Raw genomic sequence first — 22,381 nt, 5'->3', positions numbered from 1 at the left:
CAAAAAAGACGGCAACTTCTAGATTGCTTTGTGGTCTCAAATATCGGGGAGGATCTCCATGTCTACTACAACCCCGGCACTTCAGTCATGGGCTCGCTACTTCTTACGGCTGCTTTACATGCTTCCCGTCTACTTTGCCTTCAGAGCGGCTTGGGATTGGAGGAAACTTGCCCATGCGAGCGATCCGTGGTCTCAGGTCGCGGGTATCCTCCTGGAAGGCCTCGTCTTCACGCTGTGCTACTCCCTGCTTGTAAGAGATCGCGCCCGTTGAGACTTCAGCCGTCACCCCCTGCGATACTCTACTCAACATGCAGCGCGACCGGCTACCCTACCTTCTGATCCCTCTAGCCGCCTGCATCGCCATCCTCCCCCTCATCCTCCACGGCTGCTCCTGCGGCCACGACTTCGACTTCCATCTCCTCAACTGGATGGAAGCCGCCCGCCAGTTCACTCACGGCAACCTCCACCCCCACTGGGCCTACACCGCCGCCTGGAACGCTGGCGAACCCCGCTTCGTCTTCTACCCTCCACTCTCCTGGACACTCGGCGCGATCCTCACCCTCATCTTCCCGATCACAGCAACGCCCATCGTCTACACCTGGCTAGCCCTCACCGCCAGCGGCCTCGCGCTCCACCGTCTTGCCCGCGCCTTCGCTCCTCCCACCGCCGCTCTCATAGCTGCGATCCTCTACACGGTGAATCCCTACATGCTCTTCACCGCCTACGAGCGCACCGCCTATGCCGAACTCCTCGCCGCAGCCTTTATCCCGCTCCTCCTCCACGCCATTCTGCGCGAGCGCGTCACCATTCCTAGCATCGCCATCCCCATCGCTCTCCTCTGGCTCACCAACGCCCCCGCCGCCGTCATGAGTTGCTACGCCCTCGCTCTCCTCACCCTCATCCGCCTAGCCAAGCCCAGCAGCCTGCGCAGAGAAATCGCCATCAACACCATCGCAGGCACCATCCTCGGCCTAGCACTAGCCGCCTTCTACATCGTCCCCGCCGCCTACGAACGCCGTTACGTCCAGATCGCCATGGCCATCATCCCCAACATGCGCATCCAGGACAACTTCCTCTTCCACCACACCGGCGACCTCGCACACGATCAGGTTCTCCACACCGCATCCCTCCTTGCCATCATCCTCCTCACCTTGACCATCGTCGCCATCGCAATCGCCTTCACTCAATCCGGCAAAAAAAACACACCCACAAATCCCGCCGACCACTTTACAAACTTTGCCGACGACAACCCGTTGTCCCTTTCAAACCCGCTAAAAAAATCGGCATCTCGACCGGACCCTGAGCAAGCAAAGAGAGTCGAAGGGGAAGTGGAGAGACCCCCGCATTTCACTGGCATCACCATCACTCCTCCCGCGCCGCGCAACCTCAACATCTCCCTGGCCATCCTCACCGCAGCCATTGCCCTCCTCCTGACACCCCTCACCGCCATCATCTGGAACCACGCCCCCGAACTAGCCTTCCTCCAATTCCCCTGGCGTTTCCTCGCGATCCTCGCCGCCGTCTTCGGCCTATGCGCCGCCCTTGCGCTTACCCGCGTGCACCTCAGACCCCTCACCCGCACACTCATCGCAATCGTCATCGCCGCAACCCTGACCTACCCCGCCTACACCTTCTTCCACCAATCCTGTGATGAAGAAGACACCCCAACAGCCCGCCAAGCTCTCTTCCAATCCAACCAGGGCACCGATCCCACCGACGAGTACACCCCCACCACCGCGGACAACGACTCCCTCTCCCCAAAAGATCCCGCCTTCTGGCTCTCCCCCGATCCCAACGCCAAAGCCCCCACCAACACCCAACCCGGCCCCACTCCCCCTCACATCACAATCAACGCCCCCACCGCCGAAGACCTCATCCTCAATCTCCGCGACTACCCAAGCTGGCACATCACCCTCAACGGCTCACCCGACTCAACCCGCGACCAACGCGACGACGGCCTCATCGCCCTCCCCATCCCCGTCGGCCCATCCACCATCGAAATCACCTACACCCACACCCTCGACCAAACCATCGGCGACACGATCTCCCTCCTCGCTCTCGCAACTCTCTTCTTCCTCATCCGCCGCACATCTCAATCGCAAACCACCCTCTCCTAAACATCACGAACTCACGCACAGAAACCACCAACCCAAACGCACATCAATCAAGCTGATTTATCATCGAAGCCGATGCAACCCACGGTAAAAGATCTGCTTCTCTCCGGCGCTCAGCTCACCGATGCTGCCCTCGAACGCCTCCTGCCCGCAACCGACACGCTCCCTCACTCCATCCACCGCGCCATGCGTCACAGCACCTTCGCCGGCGGCAAGCGTCTCCGTCCCATCCTCTGCATGGAAGCCGCTCGCATGGTCGCAGGCACCGTAACCTATCCCGAAGGCATTGCCGACCTTGGCGCCGCGCTCGAGATGCTCCACACCTACTCGCTCATCCATGACGACCTCCCCGCCCTCGACAACGACGACCTCCGCCGCGGTCAGCCCACCGCCCACGTCGTCTTCGGCGAAGCCACCGCCATCCTCGCCGGCGATGCCCTCCAAACCCTCGCCTTCCAGACCATCGCGGGCCTTCCCATCTCCTCCCCTACCACCGTCGCCATCCTCCGCGATATCTCCCTCGCCATCGGCACCGGCGTTGGCCGCGTAGGCGACCTCGACACCAAGCTCCCCCCCGGCATGATCGGCGGCCAGGTCATGGACATCGAAGCCGAAGGCACCGCCCCCACTGCCGCACTCGTCGAAGCCATCCACCGCTCCAAGACCGGCGCTCTCATCACCACCAGCATCGTCTCCGGCGGCCTCTACGGCCTCAGCCTCCGCCACCGCTCCGCCAGCAGCAGCCACAGCAACGACGAACCCGAGTCCAAACCAAGCCGCGCCGCCTACTCCCCCTACGCCGACACCATCGCCCGCCTCCGCACCTTCGGCGAAAAAGCTGGCCTCGCCTTCCAAATCGTCGACGACGTCCTCGATATGACCCAAAGCTCCGAAGAGCTCGGCAAGACCGCCGGCAAAGACACCGCCACCACCAAAGCCACCTGGCCCGCCGTCTTCGGCATCGACCAATCCCTCCACGACGCCGAAGAGCTCATCGCAGACGCCTTCGCCGCCCTGGCCCCCTTCGGCGAAGCCGCAGCCCCACTCAAATCCCTCGCCCAATATCTGGTCGAACGCAAAAACTGACACCCACCCATGCGCAGACGGTAAACTCTCAGCCTATGAAGATTCTCCTCTTCACCGTCCGCGTACTCTCCTCGTCCATCGCCATCGCAATCATCTCCACCGCAAGCCTCTCCGCCTTCGCCCAATCCTCAGGCACCCTCCTCGTAGCCAATCAGACGGACCGCACCCTCTCCTTCATCGACCCCGTCACTGCCAAACAAACCTTCGCCCTCCAGGAAGATCGCATCACCGGCCACGAAGTCACGACCTCGCCCGACGGTCGCACCGCCTACCTCCCCATCTACGGGGACGCAGGCGTAGGCCGCCCCGGCACCGACGGCCACGAGATGCTCGTCATCGACGTCCCCACCCACAAGATCACCGCCACCGTCGACTTCGGCCACGGCGTCCGCCCCCACCTTCCCGTCTACGACACCCAACGCAATCTCCTCTACGTCTCCACCGAACTCGACGAAGCCATCACCGTCATCGACCCGAAGACTCTCAAAATTCTCTACAAGATTCCCACCGGCGCCGCCCAGTCCCACATGTTCGCTCTCTCGCACGACGGCCGCTTCGCCTACACCACCAACGTAGGCCCCGCCAGCGTCTCCGTCCTCGACCTCGACACCCACAAAACACTCGCGATCATTCCCGTCGGCGAGCCCGGAACCACACGTGTCCAGCGCATCTCCCTCAGCAACGACGACAAGCTCCTCTTCACCTCCGACTGGAACAACCCGCGCCTCGCCGTCGTCGACACCACAACCCGCAAACTCCAGACCTGGATTCCCCTCCCCGGCACCGGCTACGGCAGCGCATCCACGCACGACGGCCGCTATCTCATCCTCTGTCTCTCTAAAATAGCCAAGGTCGCAGTCATCGATCTCTCGAACTTCTCGATCGTCCGCACCATCGACGTCCCCAGCCAGCCCCAGGAAGTTCTCGTCCGCCCCGATGGCCTCGTCGCGTACGTCTCCTGCAACAAAGATCACAAAGTCGCCGCCATCGATCTAAAAACCTGGAAGGTCGAATCCCTCATCGACGCTGGAAACGATGCAGACGGCCTCGCCTGGTCAACCTGGTCAAACGCATCCTCGCCCAAATCCGCCGGCACTCACTAAATCCGCCGCGATCCAGAATGCATGTTGTACCTTTTGCGTACCGCAATGGACTACGCAGGATAACCCGCGTCCATCCACTCCTTGAACAGCGAAACACTTTCCGCTGACCACGGTTCACCCGGAGGCATCGACCCATCCGCCACCGTGCCGTAGACAAGGCTCGCATTAGCAGGCACACTCATCCACGCGAAATCATCAAGATCAATTCCACCAGGCTTCATGCATTCAATGTCCCCATCCCGAAATAGCGGGCGGATATCTTTCGCAAAGCTAATCGCCATTGTGCCTCCTTAACGAACCACGGATGATTTTTGGATTCTACGCTGACACAACACTTCGCAAAATCAATCTCCCTCTCCTCAACCTCTCCGAATTGACAAATCCATGACATCCACGCGGCGTACAGGTCGCGTACCCCATGCACCCGGAAAGTTCTCCGAGACCCCTGGGGCCCCCTTAAAAAACGAAGTAAACCGTGGACGAACTTTTCAGGAATTGAATCAGGAGATGTACCGCAATGAAAGCACTCAACGAAATCGAAGCCGTTCGTTCGCCAGAAGAAAGCCAGTCAGGATCCTCCCGACGATCGTTTCTCAAAGGCGCCGCCCTTACCGGAGCCGCAACCATCGCCTCTCTCGGCGCACTCTCCACCACAGTCTCAGCACAACAGCAGGAAGAGACAGAGAGCATGCAGTACGAGCGCGAACACCTGAAGAAAAGCGATCGCGACATCCTCATCGCCGCACAGATCGCCGAAGCACTCGCCGTCACCACCTACACCAACATCATCAACAGCTCTCCCTTCTTCAAAACAATCCCCGACGACGATCAGGGCTACCTCATCGGCGCACGTCAGGAGGAGATGTCCCACTATCTTCTCGAGCAGTCTGTCACCGACCAGTTCACGCCCTTTACACAGTTCTTCTATCCCAAAAAAATGTTCTCGGACGCTCAGACCACCCTCAACATTCTGGTCACTCTCGAGGACGCATTCATCGCAGCTTATCTAGTTGGCGTGCGCAACTTCTCCACGCGCAACCTGCGAGTCACTGCAGCCCGCATCATGGGCATCGAAAGCGACCACCGCACTCTGGCACGAGTCGTAGGTGGCGACGTGACCCCGCAGTTTGGCGGCCCCATCAAATCCATCACCGGCATCCAGGGAGTCGCAGAGAGTATCGCTCCCCCAAACAACAATGGCTACGAAAGAACCCTCTGCTGGACCTCAATCGACCAGGCCTTAACCGCGCTTACCCCCTTCGTAAACTTCAACGCTGCTAAAGCCGCAGGCTTTGACACCTCACAATCCTTCCCCTTCGAACCCTTCACCCCAACCCTGCCCAACCCGCTCGGAGACTTCATCTCCTTCAGCGGCTGCTGACAACTCTGCCAACGAGTGCCCACACCTCGAACCCAGAGGTGCGGGCATTCGTGCGCCTCTGACGCGTGCCGCACAGCTGTCCTCTATCATCAACACAGATGCTCACCGAGTCCGACATCCTCAAGGCCCTCCGCGACTGCTACGATCCCGTCCTCCCCTGCAACATCGTCGACCTCGGCCTCATCCACTCCGTCACCATCACCCGCGACCTCGAGGCCCCCGGCACCAACATCCCCGGCGTCCCGCAAAAGCACATCATCGAAATCGCCCTCACCCCCACCCAGACCGATGAATCTTCCCAAGCCCAACTCGTCGCTCAAATCACACACCGCCTCGCCGGCCTCGAAACCGTAAGCCGCACCACCATCACACTCCTCGAAACCCCCATCTGGACGCCACTCAACATCCCCCCAGCAGGCCGCAAAACTCTCGGCCTCGACGGCAACCCCAACCTGGTCCAGATCCGCTAACCATGCCCCCACGCAAATCCAAATCCGTACTGGTGATGCCTCCACCACCGCCGCCCCAGCATCCCTTCGACCAGATCCACGGCGTCGAAACCAGCGGCCTCATCGCCGCCGGCAACCTCACCACCGGTCACCCCAACGACGCCCACGTGACCGCCTACTACGGCGTCGCTCCCAGCATCCTCCGCACCCTCATCGATCTCTGGCGCGCCACCACCCCACCTCACCCCATCCACCACTACACCTTCGTCGACATCGGCGCCGGCAAAGGCCGCGCCATGCTCGTCGCCAGCGAACTCCCCTTCCATCAAGTCATCGGCATCGAACTCAATCCCACATTAGCCGACACCGCACAAACCAACCTCGAGCACTGGCGCGCCACCCACGCCGCCGACACCACCGCACCACCCCTGGCCCCAATCCGCCTCCTCGAGCAGGACGCCCTCACCTTCGACTTCCCCCGCACCCCCACGCTCGCCTTCCTCTTCCATCCCTTCGAAGCCCCCGTCCTCAAGCTCCTCCTCCGCCGCATCGAAGCGCAGTTCGCCCCACGCCGCGGCGCCCCCACCCCAGCCTTCGATCTCCTCTACGTCAACTCCGAGTGCCGCGCCGTCCTCGACCGCCACCCCGCCTTCACCCGTCTCTTCCTCGGCCCCGTAGCCATGTCCCCCGAAGACCACCTCGCCGACCTAGCCGCAATCGCCCAGCAAAAAGAATACGGCTCAACCGGCGACGAAGAATGCGCCATCTACCGCCTAACCGGCCGCGCCACCAAACCCTAGTCACACAAGCCAGCCGCGCACTCCAGGTGATACGCTGTTGCTGCCTATGATTGCCTGAACGAGCCAGCGAGCCACCTGCAACCGCCTCGGCGACCACCACCGACGCAATGCATTTCCATGCGCCAGCACACATATCGTTCAGGAGATTCAAATGCACCCCGCAACTCAAATTGCATCCAGCATCACCACTGCACGTCTCGAACTAGTAGCAATCACCCCTGAATCCCTCACCTCCGAACAAGCATCCGACGGCCGACTCGGCCAAATCCTAAACTGCCGCGTCACCTCCGAGTGGCCCCACGCCGACTGGGAGCCCCACGTCCTCCAACTCCTACAGCAGCGCTTCGCCGAAGACCCCACCGACATCGGCTGGCACCGCTACGTCCTCCTCCGCCCAACCAATAACCAACCCTCAACCCTCATCGGCTCCGTCGGTGGCTTCCGCTGGCCTGACGACCGCGAAGCCGCAGAGGTCGGCTACGCAATCCTCCCCGCGTTCCGTCTTCACGGCTACGCCATCGAAGCAGCAAAAGCAATGATCAACTGGATCGAATCGACCGGCGCCGTAAAAACAATCTTCGCCCACACCTTCCCGCACCTCACCGGATCCATTCGCATCCTCAACCAATGCGGCTTTACCTACGAAGGCCCAGGCAAAGAAGAAAGCACAATCCGCTATCGAAAACCGTAAACAAGGTGGGGCGCGGCAAAGCCGCACCCCACTTGCCATCCATCAACCAAATCCAAGCGATCAGTGTCCCGCAGGATAAGAAGGCTGCTCCGGCGGGCCGCCCGGGACATTCATCGACACATTTCCCGCATTCGTCACTGCGGTTTGCAGCGAGTACGCGGTCAACCCGTTCCCCGGAGCGAGAAACGGCGTCAGCGCGACAACCGCAGATCGCTTCCCGTTATAAACCGCAGTCAGCAGATCCGTGCGCTCGTAGTTCGTATTGTTGGCCGGGTTCTGATTCATCACAACCCTGCCCAGCACACGATGCTCCGCCTCCACTCCCATGATCGAGGCAGCCACCTGCGCAAAGTACTCCAGGTCCCTCGCGGTATAGACGTTTCCGTTCGCATCGCGCTCAATAACCAGACCGCCTCGCGTATCCGACGCCATCTGGGCAAACTCGATCGTAGCCATCAGGTAAGCCGCAATAAAAGTATTCTCCAGGCTATTCAGAACATCGATGAAGGCCGCAAGCGTATCGAACGTCCCCGTCGGGAAATAGAACGTCTGCACTGGATCTGTAGTCGAAGACGTCTTTGCGATCAGAGAGCGAAGCAGATCGGCATGTTGAATCTCTTCACTCAGCGCAGCGCGAAAGTAATCCACGTTGCCAACGTTCCCGGTAGACTCCACATGCTTAGCAGTCCCACCCGGCCCCGCCAGATTCGGATCCATGATTACCGTACCAACCAGACCGTTGTAGTAAAACGTAGTCGCAAGATCCTCGGCAATCAGCGCAGCCGTAAAGATCTCCTGCGCCGTGTCGCCACTCTGGTTATCAACACCTGGAGCCTGCGCGAGAAGAGGCGTGCCCGGAAGAAACGCCGCTGCCGTTGCAGACAGCCCGAACAGCCCGGCACGGGTGACAAACGAACGACGCGGCAACAAGCCCTTTACAGGCTCGACAAGACTTTTTCCATTCATGACTTTGGCCCTCCTGAGGCCGCAAAACCAGGTTGTTCATTTTGAAAGCTGGCCCGTGTGCTAACGCGATACGGAAGGAGGGTGGATTGCTTGAAAGGAAACTCTGGAAACAATCCTGAATCCTGACATCCGGTACTTTCAAAACGTCACCGGCGTCAACTTGGATGTCCACCAATTATGAATATTCGTGCCCTGGAACATTCAAGTAGCAAAATAGCGCACACCGAATCCTCGACACACGCACTCTCCCCATCGATGCGCGTGATCAAGACAATCCTGAGTTTGTCAGCAGCGCAGCATGTCACCCGCGCCATTAGCGCCAAGTGCTACTTGATGTAATACCCCGCCACCCGCCAAACCTTATCCTTCTCCCGGCTCATGATCACCGTCTCCTGAGCCGTAGCCTTATGTTCAAAGCTCGTCTCATACAAGATCACCACGTAATCCCCGTCCGGCACACCCGGCAGCAGCGTCGTATACGTCGCACTCTGTAGCTTGCGACTCTCAAGCTTTCCCAGCGGGTCCCGCACGTTCTTCATCGTCGACTCCCACTTCTCCATCGTCACCGCACCCCGCATCACCGCAGCCGCAGCCTTCCAGCTCTCGGCATACTTGCCCGCATCCATCATCGCCAGCCAGCTCTCAGCCTCGCGAACCGCGATCTGCTCCGCCGTCTGTTGCATCATCGGAGCGTGCTCCTGCGCAGCCAGGCCCACCGCACCCCGCACCATCATCACGACACAAACAACCACAGCCACCTTCGAAATGAGTCTCACGCAACTCCTCTCACGATCATCCAGACACGCCAATCCTAAGCGGTCTAACCTATCGAAGCCATCGAAATCATCAAGGCCACGAAGCCCTGCGCAGATAAGCTCTACCCCTTCACCCGCACATAGAACATCCGCTCATCCCCACCCGCATGTTCAATCAAAATCTCCCCATCCGCCCGCTCCACCACACTCGGAAACTTTTCGCCCCACTCCACCAGCACCAACGCATCCGGCTCCTCGGCCATCTCCTCCAGCCCCAGCGTCATCAACTCGCGCTCAGTCTCCAACCGGTAGAGATCCAGATGAAACAGCCGCACCTTCTTCCCCTTGTACTCATGCACCAGGGTGAACGTAGGACTCGTCACATCCTCCACCTCCGCTGCCCCCAACGCCGCCGCGATCCCCTTCACCAGCGTCGTCTTCCCCGCACCCAGGTCTCCCCGCAGCACAAACATCTTCGGCGCAGGCAGCAACATCTCCGCCACCCTCTCTCCCATCGCCAACGTCCCCGCCTCACTCCGCGTCTTGAATCGCTTCTTCTCCCGCAACTCCAAACTCACGTCGCTCTCCTCAACTCAGCTACCATCTTCTCATTGGACCGATTCCTGTTTCGTCCCCAACTTCTTTGGTCTCGCCATATCTACCAGACTCGAAGCGGCGTGCATATCGAAATGTCCGTCATAAACCAGCAGCCCACCATCCAAAATCGCCGTCGGCTTCAGTGCTTTGAACTGCGCATAAGGATTAGGCTGACCAAACGGCAGATCGACTCCCTCCAACTCGTCATCGCTGATCAGAACCGGACCATCGACTTCCGCAGGCACGTTCATCGGCACCGGAATCCACCACAGGTTCACCATCGTCGGAAGCGGCTTACAAGGCACGCCATAGTACCTCTCATCGGCAACTCCACTCGCCGTATACGCCATCCAGCACTCAGTCACATGCCGCTCACGCAGATAGTCCGCAGCCGTCTTCAACTGCTGTCCCCAATCCGAGTTCGAATCGCTCAACAGACGATGCACGTTCCTCTGCCCGCCCCACGCCTCATTCGCATAAGCAATATAGCCGGGGAAACTTCGCAACGAAGTCACTACCTGAAAGATAAACAGCACCCCAGCGACTGCAATCCACCTGCGATCGCGACTGATCAACACGCTCAACGCCGACGCGCCGACGAGATAAAGAAAAGGATAGATCGGCAGAATGTGACGAACCCCAATGTTCATATCCGAGCGCATCGCCAGCCCTAGAAACACAACAACCGGAGCTAGGAACAACAACCAACGCGATCGAACCGCAGGCTCGCGAAGACAAACAACAACCGCAACCACCAACAAAACAAGAAACGGAAGAGTCGATTTAATTAAAATCGCCGCCGGAAAATAAAGCCACGTTCCATGACGGCGCAGCGTCCCGAACAGATAACTGATATCCCGCTCTTCCGTAAGCTTTGTATTCGCAAGTCCCCAGATATAGGCCTCAGGAAGAACATGCGTTCGAGCCAGCATCTGCAGAGGTTTCGGGTTCGCAACGTGAGCATAGTCCTGCAGGTAGTTTTCGAGTGTTGGATTTTGCACCATGCCATCAGGCCGCGCTGCATAGCGAAATCCATAACAACTCCACAGCACTGCGAACGCAACACACACCGCAATCGCCAGCCCAACGCCTCTCTTCCAGGCCAGTCGCAAACTCCGACCCTCAAACCACCCAACCAGAACCATCAACCCCAGTGTCGGGACCAGAAACAATCCCGTGAACTTCGCCGCCCAGGCAAGACCCATGACAACACCGGTAAGCAGTAACCTCCAAACCGCCGGTCGCAACATGTATCGATACCACGCATACACAGCTGCGAAGACCAAAAATGTGATCGTCGCATCCGTCGTCACCAGCGCTCCGTGGGCAAGAAGCGTCGGATCAAAAACCAGAAACGCCAACGCGAGCAGTCCCGCAGTCGCGCCAAAGGTCTCTTGCCCAGCCAGAAAAACCAGCAACGCCAGCCCCACCGTGAACAAAGAGATCACAAGACGCCCGCGAAGTAAAAGTCCATTCGCATCATTCTTGAACAAAAACTCTTTGCCATCGAGAAACGCCTCCAACTGCGAACTGCGTCCCTGCTGTTCAGGCTCATACAAACTTAACGAAAGCAAAGGAAGAGCACCCGCCGCCTTCGCAAGCGGAGGAACCTCAGGATTCAATCCAAAATCCCGATGCTTCAGAATCGTGTATCCATCGAACAGGTGATGGCCCTCATCCCAGCTCATCGAGGATCTGATATTCACCCCAAGCAGTTGAAGAAAAAGAACGAGCAGCAACGACGCAACCATGGCCCCGCGCTGAATGATTCGCCGATGAGTTTGAATCACACGTTCCCCCAAATAGCGCCGAGTGCCGGCTCTCTTTGCTCTAACGCATCTCAAACGGCATCAGTTCCCGAATCGCCACTCGCTTTCACCTTAAGAAACCTTAACTTCGTAACCCGCTAATCCAAACAAACCCATCCGCATCCGCAACCCGATAGCGAAACGCATCCGACAGATATGTAACCGTATCGGTTGCAAGTACAGCATGCTCATCCATCGCGTGCGCCGCAAAGTCCGCGGCCAGCCCATGCAGATACACCGCCGTCTCCACAGCCCGCGCTACGTCCTTCGGAAACTGCGCCAGCATCGCCGCCACAATCCCAGTCAAAATATCCCCGCTTCCACCCTTCGCCATCGCCGGGTTCCCGCTCGTATTCACCGCAATCGAACCATCCGGATGCGCAATCAGCGTCCGCCATCCCTTCAGCACCAGTGTCAGCTTGTGCTTCGTCGCAAACCTCCGCGCCAAACCCACTCGGTCCGCTTCTACCTCTCGCACCGTCATCCCCGCCAGTCGTGCCATCTCCCCCGGATGCGGCGTCAGCACCATCACCCGCCCTTCGCCATTCAACAACTCCGTCTTCCCCGCGAATGCATTCAAAGCATCCGCATCGATCACGACAGGTACCGCTGTCTTCTCCACAATCTGCCGTGCAAACGCCGACGCATCCCCTTCGGTCGACAGCCCCGGCCCCACCGCCACCACGCTAATCTTCGCCACCAAGGCATCCAGCTTCGCCCCATCCAAATTTTTAAAAGACACCTCGCCTTTGGTCCCCTCTGCAAGCGGCACCATCATCAACTCGGGCGCGATCCGCGTCACCGAATCCAAAATGCTCTTCGGCACCGCCGCCGTCACCAACCCAGCCCCCGCCCGCAAACACGCCAGCGACGCCATCGCCGGTGCTCCCGCCTTTCCATAGCACCCACCCACAATCAGCACATGCCCAAACTTGCCCTTGTTCGAATTCACATCGCGCGGCCGCTCCGCCAGCACCTTCGACGCACCCGACCACGTAAGCCCACTCGCCGAAACCACAGCATCCTCCGGCGATCCGATCCCCGCAACCACCACCGGCCCGAACACGCCTCCGGTCCTTTCATTGCGCGTCAGATGCCCGAACACATGCGCCATCTTGGGCGCAGTAAACGACACCACCGCATCAGCCCGGAACGACCCCTCCGCCGTCTGCTCCGTCGAATTCGCATCCCACCCCGAAGGCAGATCCACCGCCACCACCGGCGTATCCAACTTCTCCACCATCTCCCGTAGCGACACCGCCAGGCCACGCAGCGGCGGCTTAAATCCTGTCCCTACCAGCGCATCCAGCAAAAGCTCCGCCTCGCCCAGCCTCTGCTCACAAGCATCCAACCCACTCTCATCTACCAACTCTTCCACCGAGACAGACGAAACCTCGTCCCTCAATCGCTTCAAAGCCCCCGCCGCCTCACCCTTCACCTCATCGATCCGCCCCAGCAGGACCACTCGCACCAGGCACCCAGCCTGAGCCAGTATCCGTGCCGCAACAAACCCATCCCCACCGTTATTCCCCTTCCCACACAGCACCACCACCTGCGACAAAGCCGGATACTTCCGCAAACAGAACTTCGCCACCGCCCCACCCGCCGCCTCCATCAACGCATCAAGCGAGACCCCAAACTCCTCCGCCGTCCACCGATCTACCGCCTGCATCTCTGTCGCCGTTAGAATCTTCATCCTCCCCTTCTACCCGATTCCCCCGCCGAAGCCAAGACACCCCAGACAAAGACGCACTCTTCAGCCGCAGCAGCATCGTGGGCTCAGATCTAAATTCCAACCCACCAACCATGTCTACGTCGCCGCCGCACCAGGCAAGTACATGTCAGAAGACCAGCACAAAGCCGTCAGGCAAGTGCAAGGCGTAGGCAAGACCGTGACGCGTTAGGCGACAACTCATTCCGGCGTCCAACGCCTCCTACATGCAATTCAAGTCATTCCATAATGAAAAAATGGGAAATTAAATGCCGAAACGTGGCACATTTTCAGCCGCGCAAAACTACGCTGCCATGCACCACGTCTCCACCACCAAAACACCACGCTGTTATCACATTCCCACCAGCGTTTTTACGCCATCCGAACCGTCAAACCTATTCAGAAGCACCAACAACACCACTGGTTTCAACCGTCGGCTTCTGCAGGAAATAATCTTTATCCCACAACGCCCGATAGAACTCCCCAGTCAGCTCAGCCGCCTTAGGCCCAAAGGTAGGTCGTCCACCTTCGAGGAAAAACACAGTAACAATGCGCCCCTTCGGTGTATCGGCAAACGACCCGAACCACCCAAATCGAGTGCCATTATTCGAGCAGGTTCCTGTCTTGCCCATCACCGGAAACTGGCTGAAGTTGGCCCTAAGCGAGCGCGCCGTTCCATATTGCACTGCGCCTTGCATACCCACCGAAATCTCAGGAATCAGCGGAGCAATATCCAGCACCCGCTTCACCTTAGGCTCAAATGTCGCCACATCCACGGCCGTCTCTGGATGTTGCAGATAATAAAGCGTCCCGCCATTCGCAATCGCCGAAACCAGTGCTCCCAGCTGCAGCGGAGTCATCGAAACGCTTTCGCCAAACGAGCACATACGCCCCACGCCGCCCAGCGAGGCAGGTAACACCTCATCTGGATATGTCCCTAGCTGTTCGCCCTGAATTTGATAGCCGGCCAGTTCGCCAAGCCCAAACTCATTGGCATAATGCTTCACTCGCTCAAACCCAAGCTGTCGCCCAAGCGTCTCAAAATAAAGGTTGTTCGAGTGTGCCAACGCCTCCGTCAGAGTGAGGTGATAATGGCCGCCCAGGTTCACCGGAGTGTCCTTGTTGACAATTCCCTCCTCGAGCGCCGCCAAAGCAACCGTCAGCTTGATCGTGGAACACGGCTCCGCTCCTCGCGATAGCGCCAACTTTTGGTTCACCATAGCCAGAATTCGTCCCGTCGAAGGATCAATCGCAATTGCCGTGCCGTTCATGTTGCCCAGCGCCTCAATAGCCGCCGCGCGAACCAACGGATCTTCGCCCTCTACGACATCACCCAAGGTCAGATTGTCTGCGTACGAGCTTGCCGAAAAATGCTCCTGGTACCGTGTCCGTCGCACCGCCAATGTAGGCCGCGCTCCATGTCGACGCCGTCCCGCAACCGTCGTAGTTGCAACAGCGTGGGGGATACCCTTAGCAGCCGTCCTCGAGTGCGAAGCCCCCGAATGAGCCTTCACAGATGTCGCAACACGCACCGTCCCAGCAGAGTGATGCTTCGTCTTGCTGGTAGTAGTCGTCGTCGTTGCGGCACTTGCACCCACTCCAGCACCTAACAGAAGGCCGAAGAGGAGCGCGCCAAAAACCTTCAGTGATCTCGACACAGGCGATCCCTCTTTTTGTTTCCTATTTATTTGACTGCAATCGAACTGCCATCGATCCATAATTCATCTTATAAAACACTAATAGAACACGATTTGTTGCGAAAGCGCCGTTCCCCATTCGTGCTACTCGCTAGAAATCAGTTGTACCACTAGTTCCCACGCCGCAAAAACGCTGGAATATCAAGCTCATCCGGCTCCGCAGCCGCCACCGCCGCACTCCCAAACGCCGGAACACGCACCGAAGACTCCCCCACCCCGTCCGCTACACTGCGGATATCCTCCTGTTGGACTCGCACCGGCGCAGAAAAGTGAGTCGCTTCTCTCGCCCGCTCCGTCTCTGCGGCCTTCTCCCCACGTACTCCAGAAGCTCGAAAGAAGTCATCATCAAACACCGACGCCGGCACCGGAACCAACTCCACCGCCGCATTTGACTCAATCTTCGCGATCGGCTCTTTCACTTCATCCGTCTCGCGCAACGGAAGCGCAACCTCCTTCACAGGCTCTGCCTCCATCTCACTCGCAAACCGCATCGTTGCCGGTCGCGGCGTCATCACGCGCGGCTGAATCGGCACATCGTACCGCATCGTAGGCAGCGTGGCCTCCGCCAGCATGCGCTCCCGCCGCTGCGGCATCTCCTGCTGCTTGAATCCAGTCGCGATCACAGTGATCTTCACCTCATCGCCCATCGATTCATCCTGCACCGCACCAAAGATGATGTTCGCATCCTCATGCGCAGCATTCTGAATAATGGTCGAAGCCTCGTTCACTTCGCTCAACTTCAGACTGCTCGACCCCGTTATGTTGATCAGTATTCCCCGCGCGCCATCGATCGCTCCCGCCTCCAGCAGCGGCGACGCCATCGCAGCCATCGCAGCCTCCACCGCACGATTCGCTCCGGAGCGGACACCGGTCCCCATCACCGCATAGCCCATCCCCGCCATCGTCGTCTTCACATCGGCAAAGTCGCGATTGATCACGCCAGGAATCGTAATGATGTCCGAGATTCCCTGCACGCCCTGCCGCAGCACATCATCCGCAATCCGGAAGCTCTCGAAAAATCCAGCATCCTTCGCCACTGCCAGCAGCTTCTCATTCGGAATCACAATCACGGTATCGACGGACTCCAGAAGCTCCTGCATCCCGCGTTCAGCCTGTTGCATCCGCCGCTTGCCTTCAAACGCGAATGGCCGCGTTACCACCGCCACCGTCAGCGCGCCCATCTCACTCGCCAGGCTCGCAATCACCGGAGCAGCACCAGTCCCCGTTCCACCGCCCAGTCCAGCCGTCACAAACACCATATCCGCGCCCTCAAGCGCTTCAATGATCTTGTCCGAATCCTCCAACGCCGCTCGCCGCCCCACATCCGGGTTCGCGCCCGCGCCTAGTCCGCTCGTCAACTTCACCCCAAGCTGCAGCTTCACGGGAGCATTCGAAACCTGCAGCGCCTGCACGTCTGTATTCGCCGCAATGAATTCCACGCCCACAACATTGGCCGCGATCATACGATTCACAGCATTATTCCCGCCGCCGCCCACGCCGATCACTTTGATCCTCGCGCCGTGCGGTATCTCATCGTGATAGTGAATGCGAAGATCGTTCGAATCGTTGGGCACATCGGGCAGATTGGACATTTCAGCAGGACTCCTTGAAGGTTGTTTAATTCTCCCATCTCCCTGCCAAACGCACGACCCCCGTTTTCCACTGCACGTACCACGCATGGTTCCAAACTTCACTAACTCAACTGACTTTTGATATCGTGCCCGCATGCAAAGGCGAGCCTTTCCCCGCGACGGCCTGCACCTCTCCTACCTCGACTCCGCCCTCAAAGCTCCCGCTCTCATCGCTCTCCACGCTCACACCATGGAAGCCGTCACCTTCGCGCCGCTAGCCGAAGCACTCGCGCCCGCGTGGCGCCTCATTGCACTCGACCAGCGCGGACACGGCTACTCCGACCACGCCCCCACCTACACCCGCGACGACTACCTCGGCGATCTCGATGCCCTCTACGACCACCTCCACCTAAGCGAGGCTGTTCTCCTCGGCAACTCTCTCGGCGGCGTCAACGCCTATCAGTTCGCCGCCCGTCATCCCCAAAAAGTTCGCGGCCTCATCATCGAAGACATCGGAGTCGAACTAAAGGATGTCCCCACCTTCATGCTCGCCTGGCAGGGCGAGTTCCCCACCCGTGAAGCCCTCGCCGACCTCATCGGCCCCAGATTCCTACCCTATCTCGAACCCTCCTTCCGCGAAACCCAAACCGGATGGAAACTCGCCTTCGATCCACTTGACATGGTGACCTCCGGCAAATGCCTCTTAGGCAATCACTGGAACGATTGGCTCGCCATCGACTGCCCCGCTCTCATCATCCGCGGACGCGACAGCCGAGTCACGACCGAATCCGAGTTCGAAGAGATGGCCACGCGACGGCCAAACACGCGCATCGAAACCCTCAACGGCAGTCATGTCCTTCACTTTGAAGACCCAGCCGCCTTCGAAGCCGCAACCAAAAACTTCCTCAGTCATCTTTCTAGCTCCTAACATCCGCTCCAACAACCCGAGGGCCGAATCTACTTCGCCGGAGACTATCTCTCTCACCTCGTAGGCTGCCAGGAGGGATCCATTCTCTCCGCTCACGACGCCATCGAACGCATCGCAAACACATCCACACCTGGCCATCCCCTCTGCCTTCGTTGCCCCTTTTCAGTTCAGAGCGTGTTCTTACAATCAGTCCATGATCCAAATTCAGAAGATCGTATTGCCAATAACAGGAATGGAGCAACTTCACACCGAGGCCAAAGAGCACGGATACGACTTCATCGACACCCTCGTCGATGAATGGGCCAACGGAGCGAATCGCTTCAATGCCCCCGGCGAGATTCTCTGCGGCCATCTCGAAGAGGGTCTTCTCGTAGCGGTCGGCGGCCTCACCATCGACCCCTTCACAACCGAGTCACACACTGGCCGCATCCGTCGCGTCTATGTCCGATCCGCATGGCGCAACAAAGGCATCGGCCGCGCCCTCGTCTCCGCCCTCATAGAAGAAGCCCGAAAAAACTTCCGCTGTGTCCGCTTACGTGCCGAAAACGCCAGCGCCGCACGCCTCTACGAAAGAATGGGCTTTACTCCCATCGACAACCCCGATGCAACCCACACCCTATCCTTCGAAGATCACGACCCTAGACGATGACATGATCCCATTCTTCTCATCGACCACGTCTCGACGCAGCCTCGCCGCTAAGCCCACAGCAAACAAAAGAGCCTCAAGTTCCTTCAAACGCGCACCCTCAGCACACGCTCAAAGAAAACTTGAAGCCCTTACAAATCGCCCTGACCAATCAAGCTAAAACAGCACAACCAGATCAACCAGCCGATCGATACTCTCGCACCAACCCTGCGACATGCCCGCAAGGTGCTTCGGAGGCGCGCCAGGCTTCATCTTCGTCACACGAGCAATCAGAGAGATCTCCGTTCCGCCAAGCACTTCCCTGAAGGTCACCGTATTCGTCACCTCGAACATCGGCTTCCCCTCCCCATCAATCGGCGCCGTCACAAAGACGAGCCGATGCGGCCGATCAATCGTCACAAACCGCCCAGTCATCGGAGACTCCACGCCCTCCGGCGATTGCATATTAATCAGCATCGCTCCACCGATGCGCGCATCCACCTCGCACACGGGATTCGTGAAGCCCTTCGGACCCCACCACTGCGCGAGATGTTTCTTCTCGATCCACGCCCGAAACACGACATCCGGCGAGGCTGCCACTCTGCGCGTCAGACAAACCTCCTGCAACCCCGCCTCCATGACCCCTCCTTCAACCGCCATACTCCACCTCGCGCAAAAACTGTTCCAACTTATCGAGGCTACTATTCCAGCCCTTCATATGCCCGTCTCGATCTTCCTGAGTTACGAAGAATGCCTGGTGGAAGTTCATCGTAGTTTTTCCACCGTGCTCTTCGAACGTCAGCGTAATCACGGTGTCGTGCTCAGGAAGACCCGAACCCACGTCCCAGTGAAACGTGAAGACAAGCCGCTCCGGCTCAACCACTTCCATGTATTCGCCGCCCTGCCACACATCTGCCGTCCGCCACTCGCCCGCGCTATCGGTGAAACCGTCGCTATGCAGACGATCCCTCCACTTACCACCCGCCCGCACATCCACCGTCAGGTCCAGCGCCTCAAACTGCCGTGGTCCAAACCATTGCTTCATATGTTCCGGATCGGTCCACGCCTTCCACACCAACTCACGTGGCGCGTCGAACACCCGCGTAATGTTCAGCTCATGCTGCGTCCTCACCTTCGGAGATACCGTCGCTGTTCCCATCGCCTTCCTCCTCGTGTTTTCCAACCTATGCGTCTATACCGCTGCGGTAGCCTCTGCCAAACGATGCGTCAAATAGCCCGCTAGCCGCTCAAGCGTCTGTTTACCGCCCTCAATCGAGCCGTAATCGCGCACATTCTGATCGCGAGCCTCAGCCGAATCAAAAACCGCGCGCATCGTGACCCGCGTGCCGCCTGCTTCATCTTCAAAGGTCGTTGTCTTTTCCATCTTCACCGGCGAGCCGCCTTTGAAACCGCCCGTCAACGTGTACACAAGCCGCTCATATTGCACTACGTCGACAAACACACTTTCGTTCGGATAATCGGTGCCATCAGGCCCATGCATTACCTGCTTCCACACACCGCCCGGCCTAACATCCATCTCTTCAATCGTGGTCGAAAATCCATTCGGCCCCCACCACTGCGCAACCTGCTTCGGATCGGTCCACGCCTCCCACACCATCTTGCGCGGCGCATCGAACACTCGCGACAACACAATCTCCCGTTCAGCGTCGCTTTTTACCGTTCCCATTATTCTTTCCGGCATCTCGCTTCTCCTTTATCTGTAGGGTCTTCAAGTACTCGTCCAATCGATCGAAACTCTCCTCCCAGAACCGGCGATACTCGTCCAGCCAGTCCGCAGCCTGCTTCAAAGGCTCCGCCTTCAGCTTGCAGGGCCGCCACTGCGCCTCCCGCCCGCGCGAGATCAACCCTGCCTTCTCCAGCACCTTCAGGTGCCGCGAGATCGCCGGCATGCTCATCTCGAACGGAGCGGCAATCTCCGTCACCGAGGTCTCTCCCAACGCCAGACGCGCAAGAATCGCTCTCCGCGTCGGATCCGCCAATGCTGCAAACGTCGCTGTAATCTGATCGTCCATTGTTATTAACAATTAAGTTAAATAACCATAACGTTAAATACAAAAACTGTAAACAGGTAGACGAGATTTTTTTATTTTTTGGGGAAAAGGTTAGTTGCGCTTACCTTTCAGTGCTCCCTTTACTTGTAACCTCAACGGGCTCCAAAAAACGTACCCAGGCCTGGCTCCCAGGAACGTGCTGCCATCCCGGTGACGAAACCTCAAACGGAATATCTGTCGCGACCACTGCAACCGCACCCTGCTCTCGAAACAACTCTAGAACCTGCTGCTGCGTCGAGGGATGATCAAAAAACAGATGCAGATCCCGCACCTGGCTCTGCGGATCGAACGCATCATTTCCAATCGCTGCCACAATATGCGACCTGGAAGCATAGGCCCACGTGCATGGGAAATCGTTCCTTGGCGCGACAGACGCCACCTTATCTCCCGCTTTCAAATTCATCTTCACCAGATACTCAGCGATGGCCCACTGCCCGCCGCTTTGCATATCAGTCCCCGCTACAGCCGACCGGATCGCCCCATGCAACCGCTCCGACGAGTTGAACAACGTCGCCGCAACCAAGAGCAGAACAGCACCAGTACGTATCAAGGAACGAACCGGCAGGCGATCCAGTGCGAAAAACGGCGCCATTCCAATCACGCAGAGAAATCCCGCCACGTACCTTCCTTCCATGTGAACCAAAAGATAAAACGAAAACCCAACAATCGAGGGCAAGTACACAATCCACGGATTCAAAGAGGGTGCTGCGTCGGCACGGGTCCTCATCTTAGCCACGAACGCAATGCAGAAGCAGACCATCACTGCCAAAGTAACGGGAAGAATCTCCTGAAACACGTACTTCAGATCGTGGAGATTGCCAACGAAGGCGCGAGCTAAATTTTTCAAACTGAATACCTGCCGATATCCCTCATACCAATACACCATATTGAACTGTGGCGGATAAGTAACATGGAATGGCTCGCCAAAAGCAAAGACCGGCGGATCGTTTCTGAGCATCCGTACTGGATGGATCGGCGATCCAAACTCCTGAGGACCTCCCTGCCATCCCATCCAGTGGCTCAGGTGATTCACATGAAATGCGAAATTCAACGCTCCCGCTTCACCCAGCGTGGGCCTGCCTAGGGCCCACGAAAGGCCCGCACCATACACAACAACGAAAAGCAAAAAAACACCCACCGCACGAAAAAACGGCGCGACGAGACGGCGACGTCCCTGCAACGCGACCATCATCCCAAAGAACACACCTGCCAGAGTCAGCATGATGGCCTTCGTCAGAAACCCCACACCCAGCAGTACTCCCAAGGCAACACTATTGCTTACGGTCGGCCGCGAAAAAACCTTCAGCGCGACTGTGGACGCAAAAAAGAAGATACAGGTCACCAGAAGATCGGGACCGATTGTGGAAACTCGACCCACTCCCGTCTGAACCGTGACAAAGATGCAGCCCGCGCAGATCACCAGAAACGGAGACAGTGGACTATCACGCTCTCGCAAAGGATCCCCTCGCAGAGACCTCGCCATCACACGCAGAAGCCATAAAAATCCAATCCACGCGACGAAGTAGATCGACAGATTCAACCAGAAAACCGCCGCAAGCTCTCCATGCGGAGTCGCGGGAAACCAGCGCCTCACCACCGAGATCAGCCAGGGATATCCGATACTCCATATCGGATTGAGCGCTATTCTCCAGTCCCCGGCCCGAATCATATTGGCAACGTCAAGGTAGGAGATATCGTCCCCAAACAACTCCGACTTGCCATATCGCCCTTCAAGAACTCCGGCAATCATCACAGCAGCGCCCACTAGCAACTGCGCCGTGTGGTGCAGGTTCCATCCAGCCGACGGAGCTGCTCTCTGCTGTTCGTCGCGATATTTTCGAATCCTCGCAAGCGCCAATGCCAACTTACCCATAGCTGGTTTCGTTGTTGCAGGGCCCGCGAACGGCTGCCATTTAATCGTTCAAAGCCGACCAGAAACCGGCTGGAAACAAGGCAGCAGACATGGTTGGATGCAGAAATTGTGATCGTGCTTGTCTGGAAAATTTCAGCCAAGGAGAATCGCTGAA

At 58.3% G+C, this 22,381-nt stretch carries 23 protein-coding genes; 10 read left to right on the top strand and 13 right to left on the bottom strand.

The window, feature by feature from the left end; all coding sequences use genetic code 11:
• Positions 1 to 58: 58 nt before the first annotated feature.
• The 4 genes from RBB76_RS16360 to RBB76_RS16345 all read left to right on the top strand — a co-directional run bounded on the left by RBB76_RS16360 (position 59) and on the right by RBB76_RS16345 (position 4,303).
• Positions 59 to 271, top strand: coding sequence for a hypothetical protein (locus RBB76_RS16360; RefSeq protein ID WP_429629746.1), 213 nt, complete (start codon positions 59 to 61; stop codon positions 269 to 271).
• Between the two features lie 37 nt (positions 272 to 308).
• Positions 309 to 2,117, top strand: a complete 1,809-nt coding sequence (locus RBB76_RS16355) for a 6-pyruvoyl-tetrahydropterin synthase-related protein (RefSeq protein ID WP_429629747.1) — start codon at positions 309 to 311, stop codon at positions 2,115 to 2,117.
• A gap of 72 nt (positions 2,118 to 2,189) precedes the next feature.
• Positions 2,190 to 3,200 (top strand): polyprenyl synthetase family protein, encoded by a 1,011-nt coding sequence (locus tag RBB76_RS16350; RefSeq protein ID WP_429629748.1) that lies wholly within the window; start codon positions 2,190 to 2,192, stop codon positions 3,198 to 3,200.
• 35 nt (positions 3,201 to 3,235) lie between these two features.
• Positions 3,236 to 4,303 (top strand): cytochrome D1 domain-containing protein, encoded by a 1,068-nt coding sequence (locus RBB76_RS16345; protein ID WP_429629749.1) that lies wholly within the window; start codon positions 3,236 to 3,238, stop codon positions 4,301 to 4,303.
• A gap of 50 nt (positions 4,304 to 4,353) precedes the next feature.
• Here RBB76_RS16345 and RBB76_RS16340 read toward each other — a convergent pair whose 3' ends face one another.
• The gene (locus RBB76_RS16340) at positions 4,354 to 4,584 is read right to left on the bottom strand and encodes a hypothetical protein (RefSeq protein ID WP_429629750.1); all 231 of its coding nucleotides are present in this window, start codon (positions 4,582 to 4,584) and stop codon (positions 4,354 to 4,356) included.
• 236 nt (positions 4,585 to 4,820) lie between these two features.
• Between RBB76_RS16340 and RBB76_RS16335 the strand changes: the two genes are divergently transcribed.
• The 4 genes from RBB76_RS16335 (at position 4,821) to RBB76_RS16320 (ending at position 7,624) form a co-directional block, all read left to right on the top strand.
• Positions 4,821 to 5,684, top strand: coding sequence for a twin-arginine translocation signal domain-containing protein (locus RBB76_RS16335; RefSeq protein ID WP_429629751.1), 864 nt, complete (start codon positions 4,821 to 4,823; stop codon positions 5,682 to 5,684).
• Between the two features lie 98 nt (positions 5,685 to 5,782).
• On the top strand, positions 5,783 to 6,154 hold the full coding sequence (locus RBB76_RS16330; protein ID WP_429629752.1) for a metal-sulfur cluster assembly factor: 372 nt from the start codon (positions 5,783 to 5,785) through the stop codon (positions 6,152 to 6,154).
• A gap of 2 nt (positions 6,155 to 6,156) precedes the next feature.
• Positions 6,157 to 6,933 carry a class I SAM-dependent methyltransferase gene (locus RBB76_RS16325; protein ID WP_429629753.1) on the top strand — a complete coding sequence of 259 codons (777 nt, stop codon included), beginning with the start codon at positions 6,157 to 6,159 and terminating at the stop codon, positions 6,931 to 6,933.
• Between the two features lie 151 nt (positions 6,934 to 7,084).
• Positions 7,085 to 7,624, top strand: coding sequence for a GNAT family N-acetyltransferase (locus RBB76_RS16320; protein ID WP_429629754.1), 540 nt, complete (start codon positions 7,085 to 7,087; stop codon positions 7,622 to 7,624).
• A gap of 60 nt (positions 7,625 to 7,684) precedes the next feature.
• Here RBB76_RS16320 and RBB76_RS16315 read toward each other — a convergent pair whose 3' ends face one another.
• The 7 genes from RBB76_RS16315 to ftsZ form a co-directional block, all read right to left on the bottom strand.
• The gene (locus tag RBB76_RS16315) at positions 7,685 to 8,590 is read right to left on the bottom strand and encodes a ferritin-like domain-containing protein (protein ID WP_429629755.1); all 906 of its coding nucleotides are present in this window, start codon (positions 8,588 to 8,590) and stop codon (positions 7,685 to 7,687) included.
• Between the two features lie 326 nt (positions 8,591 to 8,916).
• Positions 8,917 to 9,366: a DUF4019 domain-containing protein gene (locus tag RBB76_RS16310; protein ID WP_429629756.1), complete on the bottom strand. Its 450-nt coding sequence runs from the start codon at positions 9,364 to 9,366 to the stop codon at positions 8,917 to 8,919.
• 101 nt (positions 9,367 to 9,467) lie between these two features.
• Entirely contained in the window at positions 9,468 to 9,923 is a 456-nt protein-coding gene (tsaE, locus tag RBB76_RS16305) for a tRNA (adenosine(37)-N6)-threonylcarbamoyltransferase complex ATPase subunit type 1 TsaE (protein WP_429629757.1), read from the bottom strand.
• A 30-nt stretch (positions 9,924 to 9,953) separates the two neighbouring features.
• Complete coding sequence (locus RBB76_RS16300) at positions 9,954 to 11,732, bottom strand: ArnT family glycosyltransferase (protein WP_429629758.1); 1,779 nt, start codon at positions 11,730 to 11,732, stop codon at positions 9,954 to 9,956.
• A gap of 100 nt (positions 11,733 to 11,832) precedes the next feature.
• Positions 11,833 to 13,446: an NAD(P)H-hydrate dehydratase gene (locus tag RBB76_RS16295; RefSeq protein ID WP_429629759.1), complete on the bottom strand. Its 1,614-nt coding sequence runs from the start codon at positions 13,444 to 13,446 to the stop codon at positions 11,833 to 11,835.
• Between the two features lie 410 nt (positions 13,447 to 13,856).
• Positions 13,857 to 15,119, bottom strand: coding sequence for a penicillin-binding transpeptidase domain-containing protein (locus tag RBB76_RS16290; RefSeq protein WP_429629760.1), 1,263 nt, complete (start codon positions 15,117 to 15,119; stop codon positions 13,857 to 13,859).
• A gap of 149 nt (positions 15,120 to 15,268) precedes the next feature.
• A complete protein-coding gene (gene ftsZ / locus RBB76_RS16285; RefSeq protein ID WP_429629761.1) occupies positions 15,269 to 16,750 on the bottom strand; it encodes a cell division protein FtsZ in 1,482 nt (493 codons plus the stop codon).
• Between the two features lie 133 nt (positions 16,751 to 16,883).
• Here ftsZ and RBB76_RS16280 point away from each other — a divergent pair, with 133 nt between their 5' ends.
• Complete coding sequence (locus tag RBB76_RS16280; protein WP_429629762.1) at positions 16,884 to 17,657, top strand: alpha/beta fold hydrolase; 774 nt, start codon at positions 16,884 to 16,886, stop codon at positions 17,655 to 17,657.
• Positions 17,658 to 17,874: 217 nt separating this feature from the next.
• Complete coding sequence (locus tag RBB76_RS16275; protein WP_429629763.1) at positions 17,875 to 18,306, top strand: GNAT family N-acetyltransferase; 432 nt, start codon at positions 17,875 to 17,877, stop codon at positions 18,304 to 18,306.
• A 153-nt stretch (positions 18,307 to 18,459) separates the two neighbouring features.
• Here the strand turns inward: RBB76_RS16275 and RBB76_RS16270 are convergent, their stop codons facing one another.
• From RBB76_RS16270 to RBB76_RS16250, 5 genes are all read right to left on the bottom strand, one after another.
• A complete protein-coding gene (locus tag RBB76_RS16270) occupies positions 18,460 to 18,942 on the bottom strand; it encodes an SRPBCC family protein (RefSeq protein ID WP_429629764.1) in 483 nt (160 codons plus the stop codon).
• The gene (locus RBB76_RS16265; protein ID WP_429629765.1) at positions 18,932 to 19,441 is read right to left on the bottom strand and encodes an SRPBCC domain-containing protein; all 510 of its coding nucleotides are present in this window, start codon (positions 19,439 to 19,441) and stop codon (positions 18,932 to 18,934) included. Before RBB76_RS16265 ends, RBB76_RS16270 begins: the two co-directional genes overlap by 11 nt.
• A gap of 33 nt (positions 19,442 to 19,474) precedes the next feature.
• A complete protein-coding gene (locus tag RBB76_RS16260) occupies positions 19,475 to 19,984 on the bottom strand; it encodes an SRPBCC family protein (protein WP_429629766.1) in 510 nt (169 codons plus the stop codon).
• On the bottom strand, positions 19,944 to 20,315 hold the full coding sequence (locus tag RBB76_RS16255; RefSeq protein ID WP_353066696.1) for an ArsR/SmtB family transcription factor: 372 nt from the start codon (positions 20,313 to 20,315) through the stop codon (positions 19,944 to 19,946). Before RBB76_RS16255 ends, RBB76_RS16260 begins: the two co-directional genes overlap by 41 nt.
• A 100-nt stretch (positions 20,316 to 20,415) precedes the next feature.
• Positions 20,416 to 22,227 carry a hypothetical protein gene (locus RBB76_RS16250; RefSeq protein WP_429629767.1) on the bottom strand — a complete coding sequence of 604 codons (1,812 nt, stop codon included), beginning with the start codon at positions 22,225 to 22,227 and terminating at the stop codon, positions 20,416 to 20,418.
• Between the last annotated feature and the right edge of the window lie 154 nt (positions 22,228 to 22,381).

Origin of the sequence: Tunturiibacter psychrotolerans (assembly GCF_051013365.1) — a bacterium.
GTDB lineage: Bacteria > Acidobacteriota > Terriglobia > Terriglobales > Acidobacteriaceae > Edaphobacter > Edaphobacter psychrotolerans_A.
This window is presented reverse-complemented; position numbering and strand designations above follow the sequence as displayed.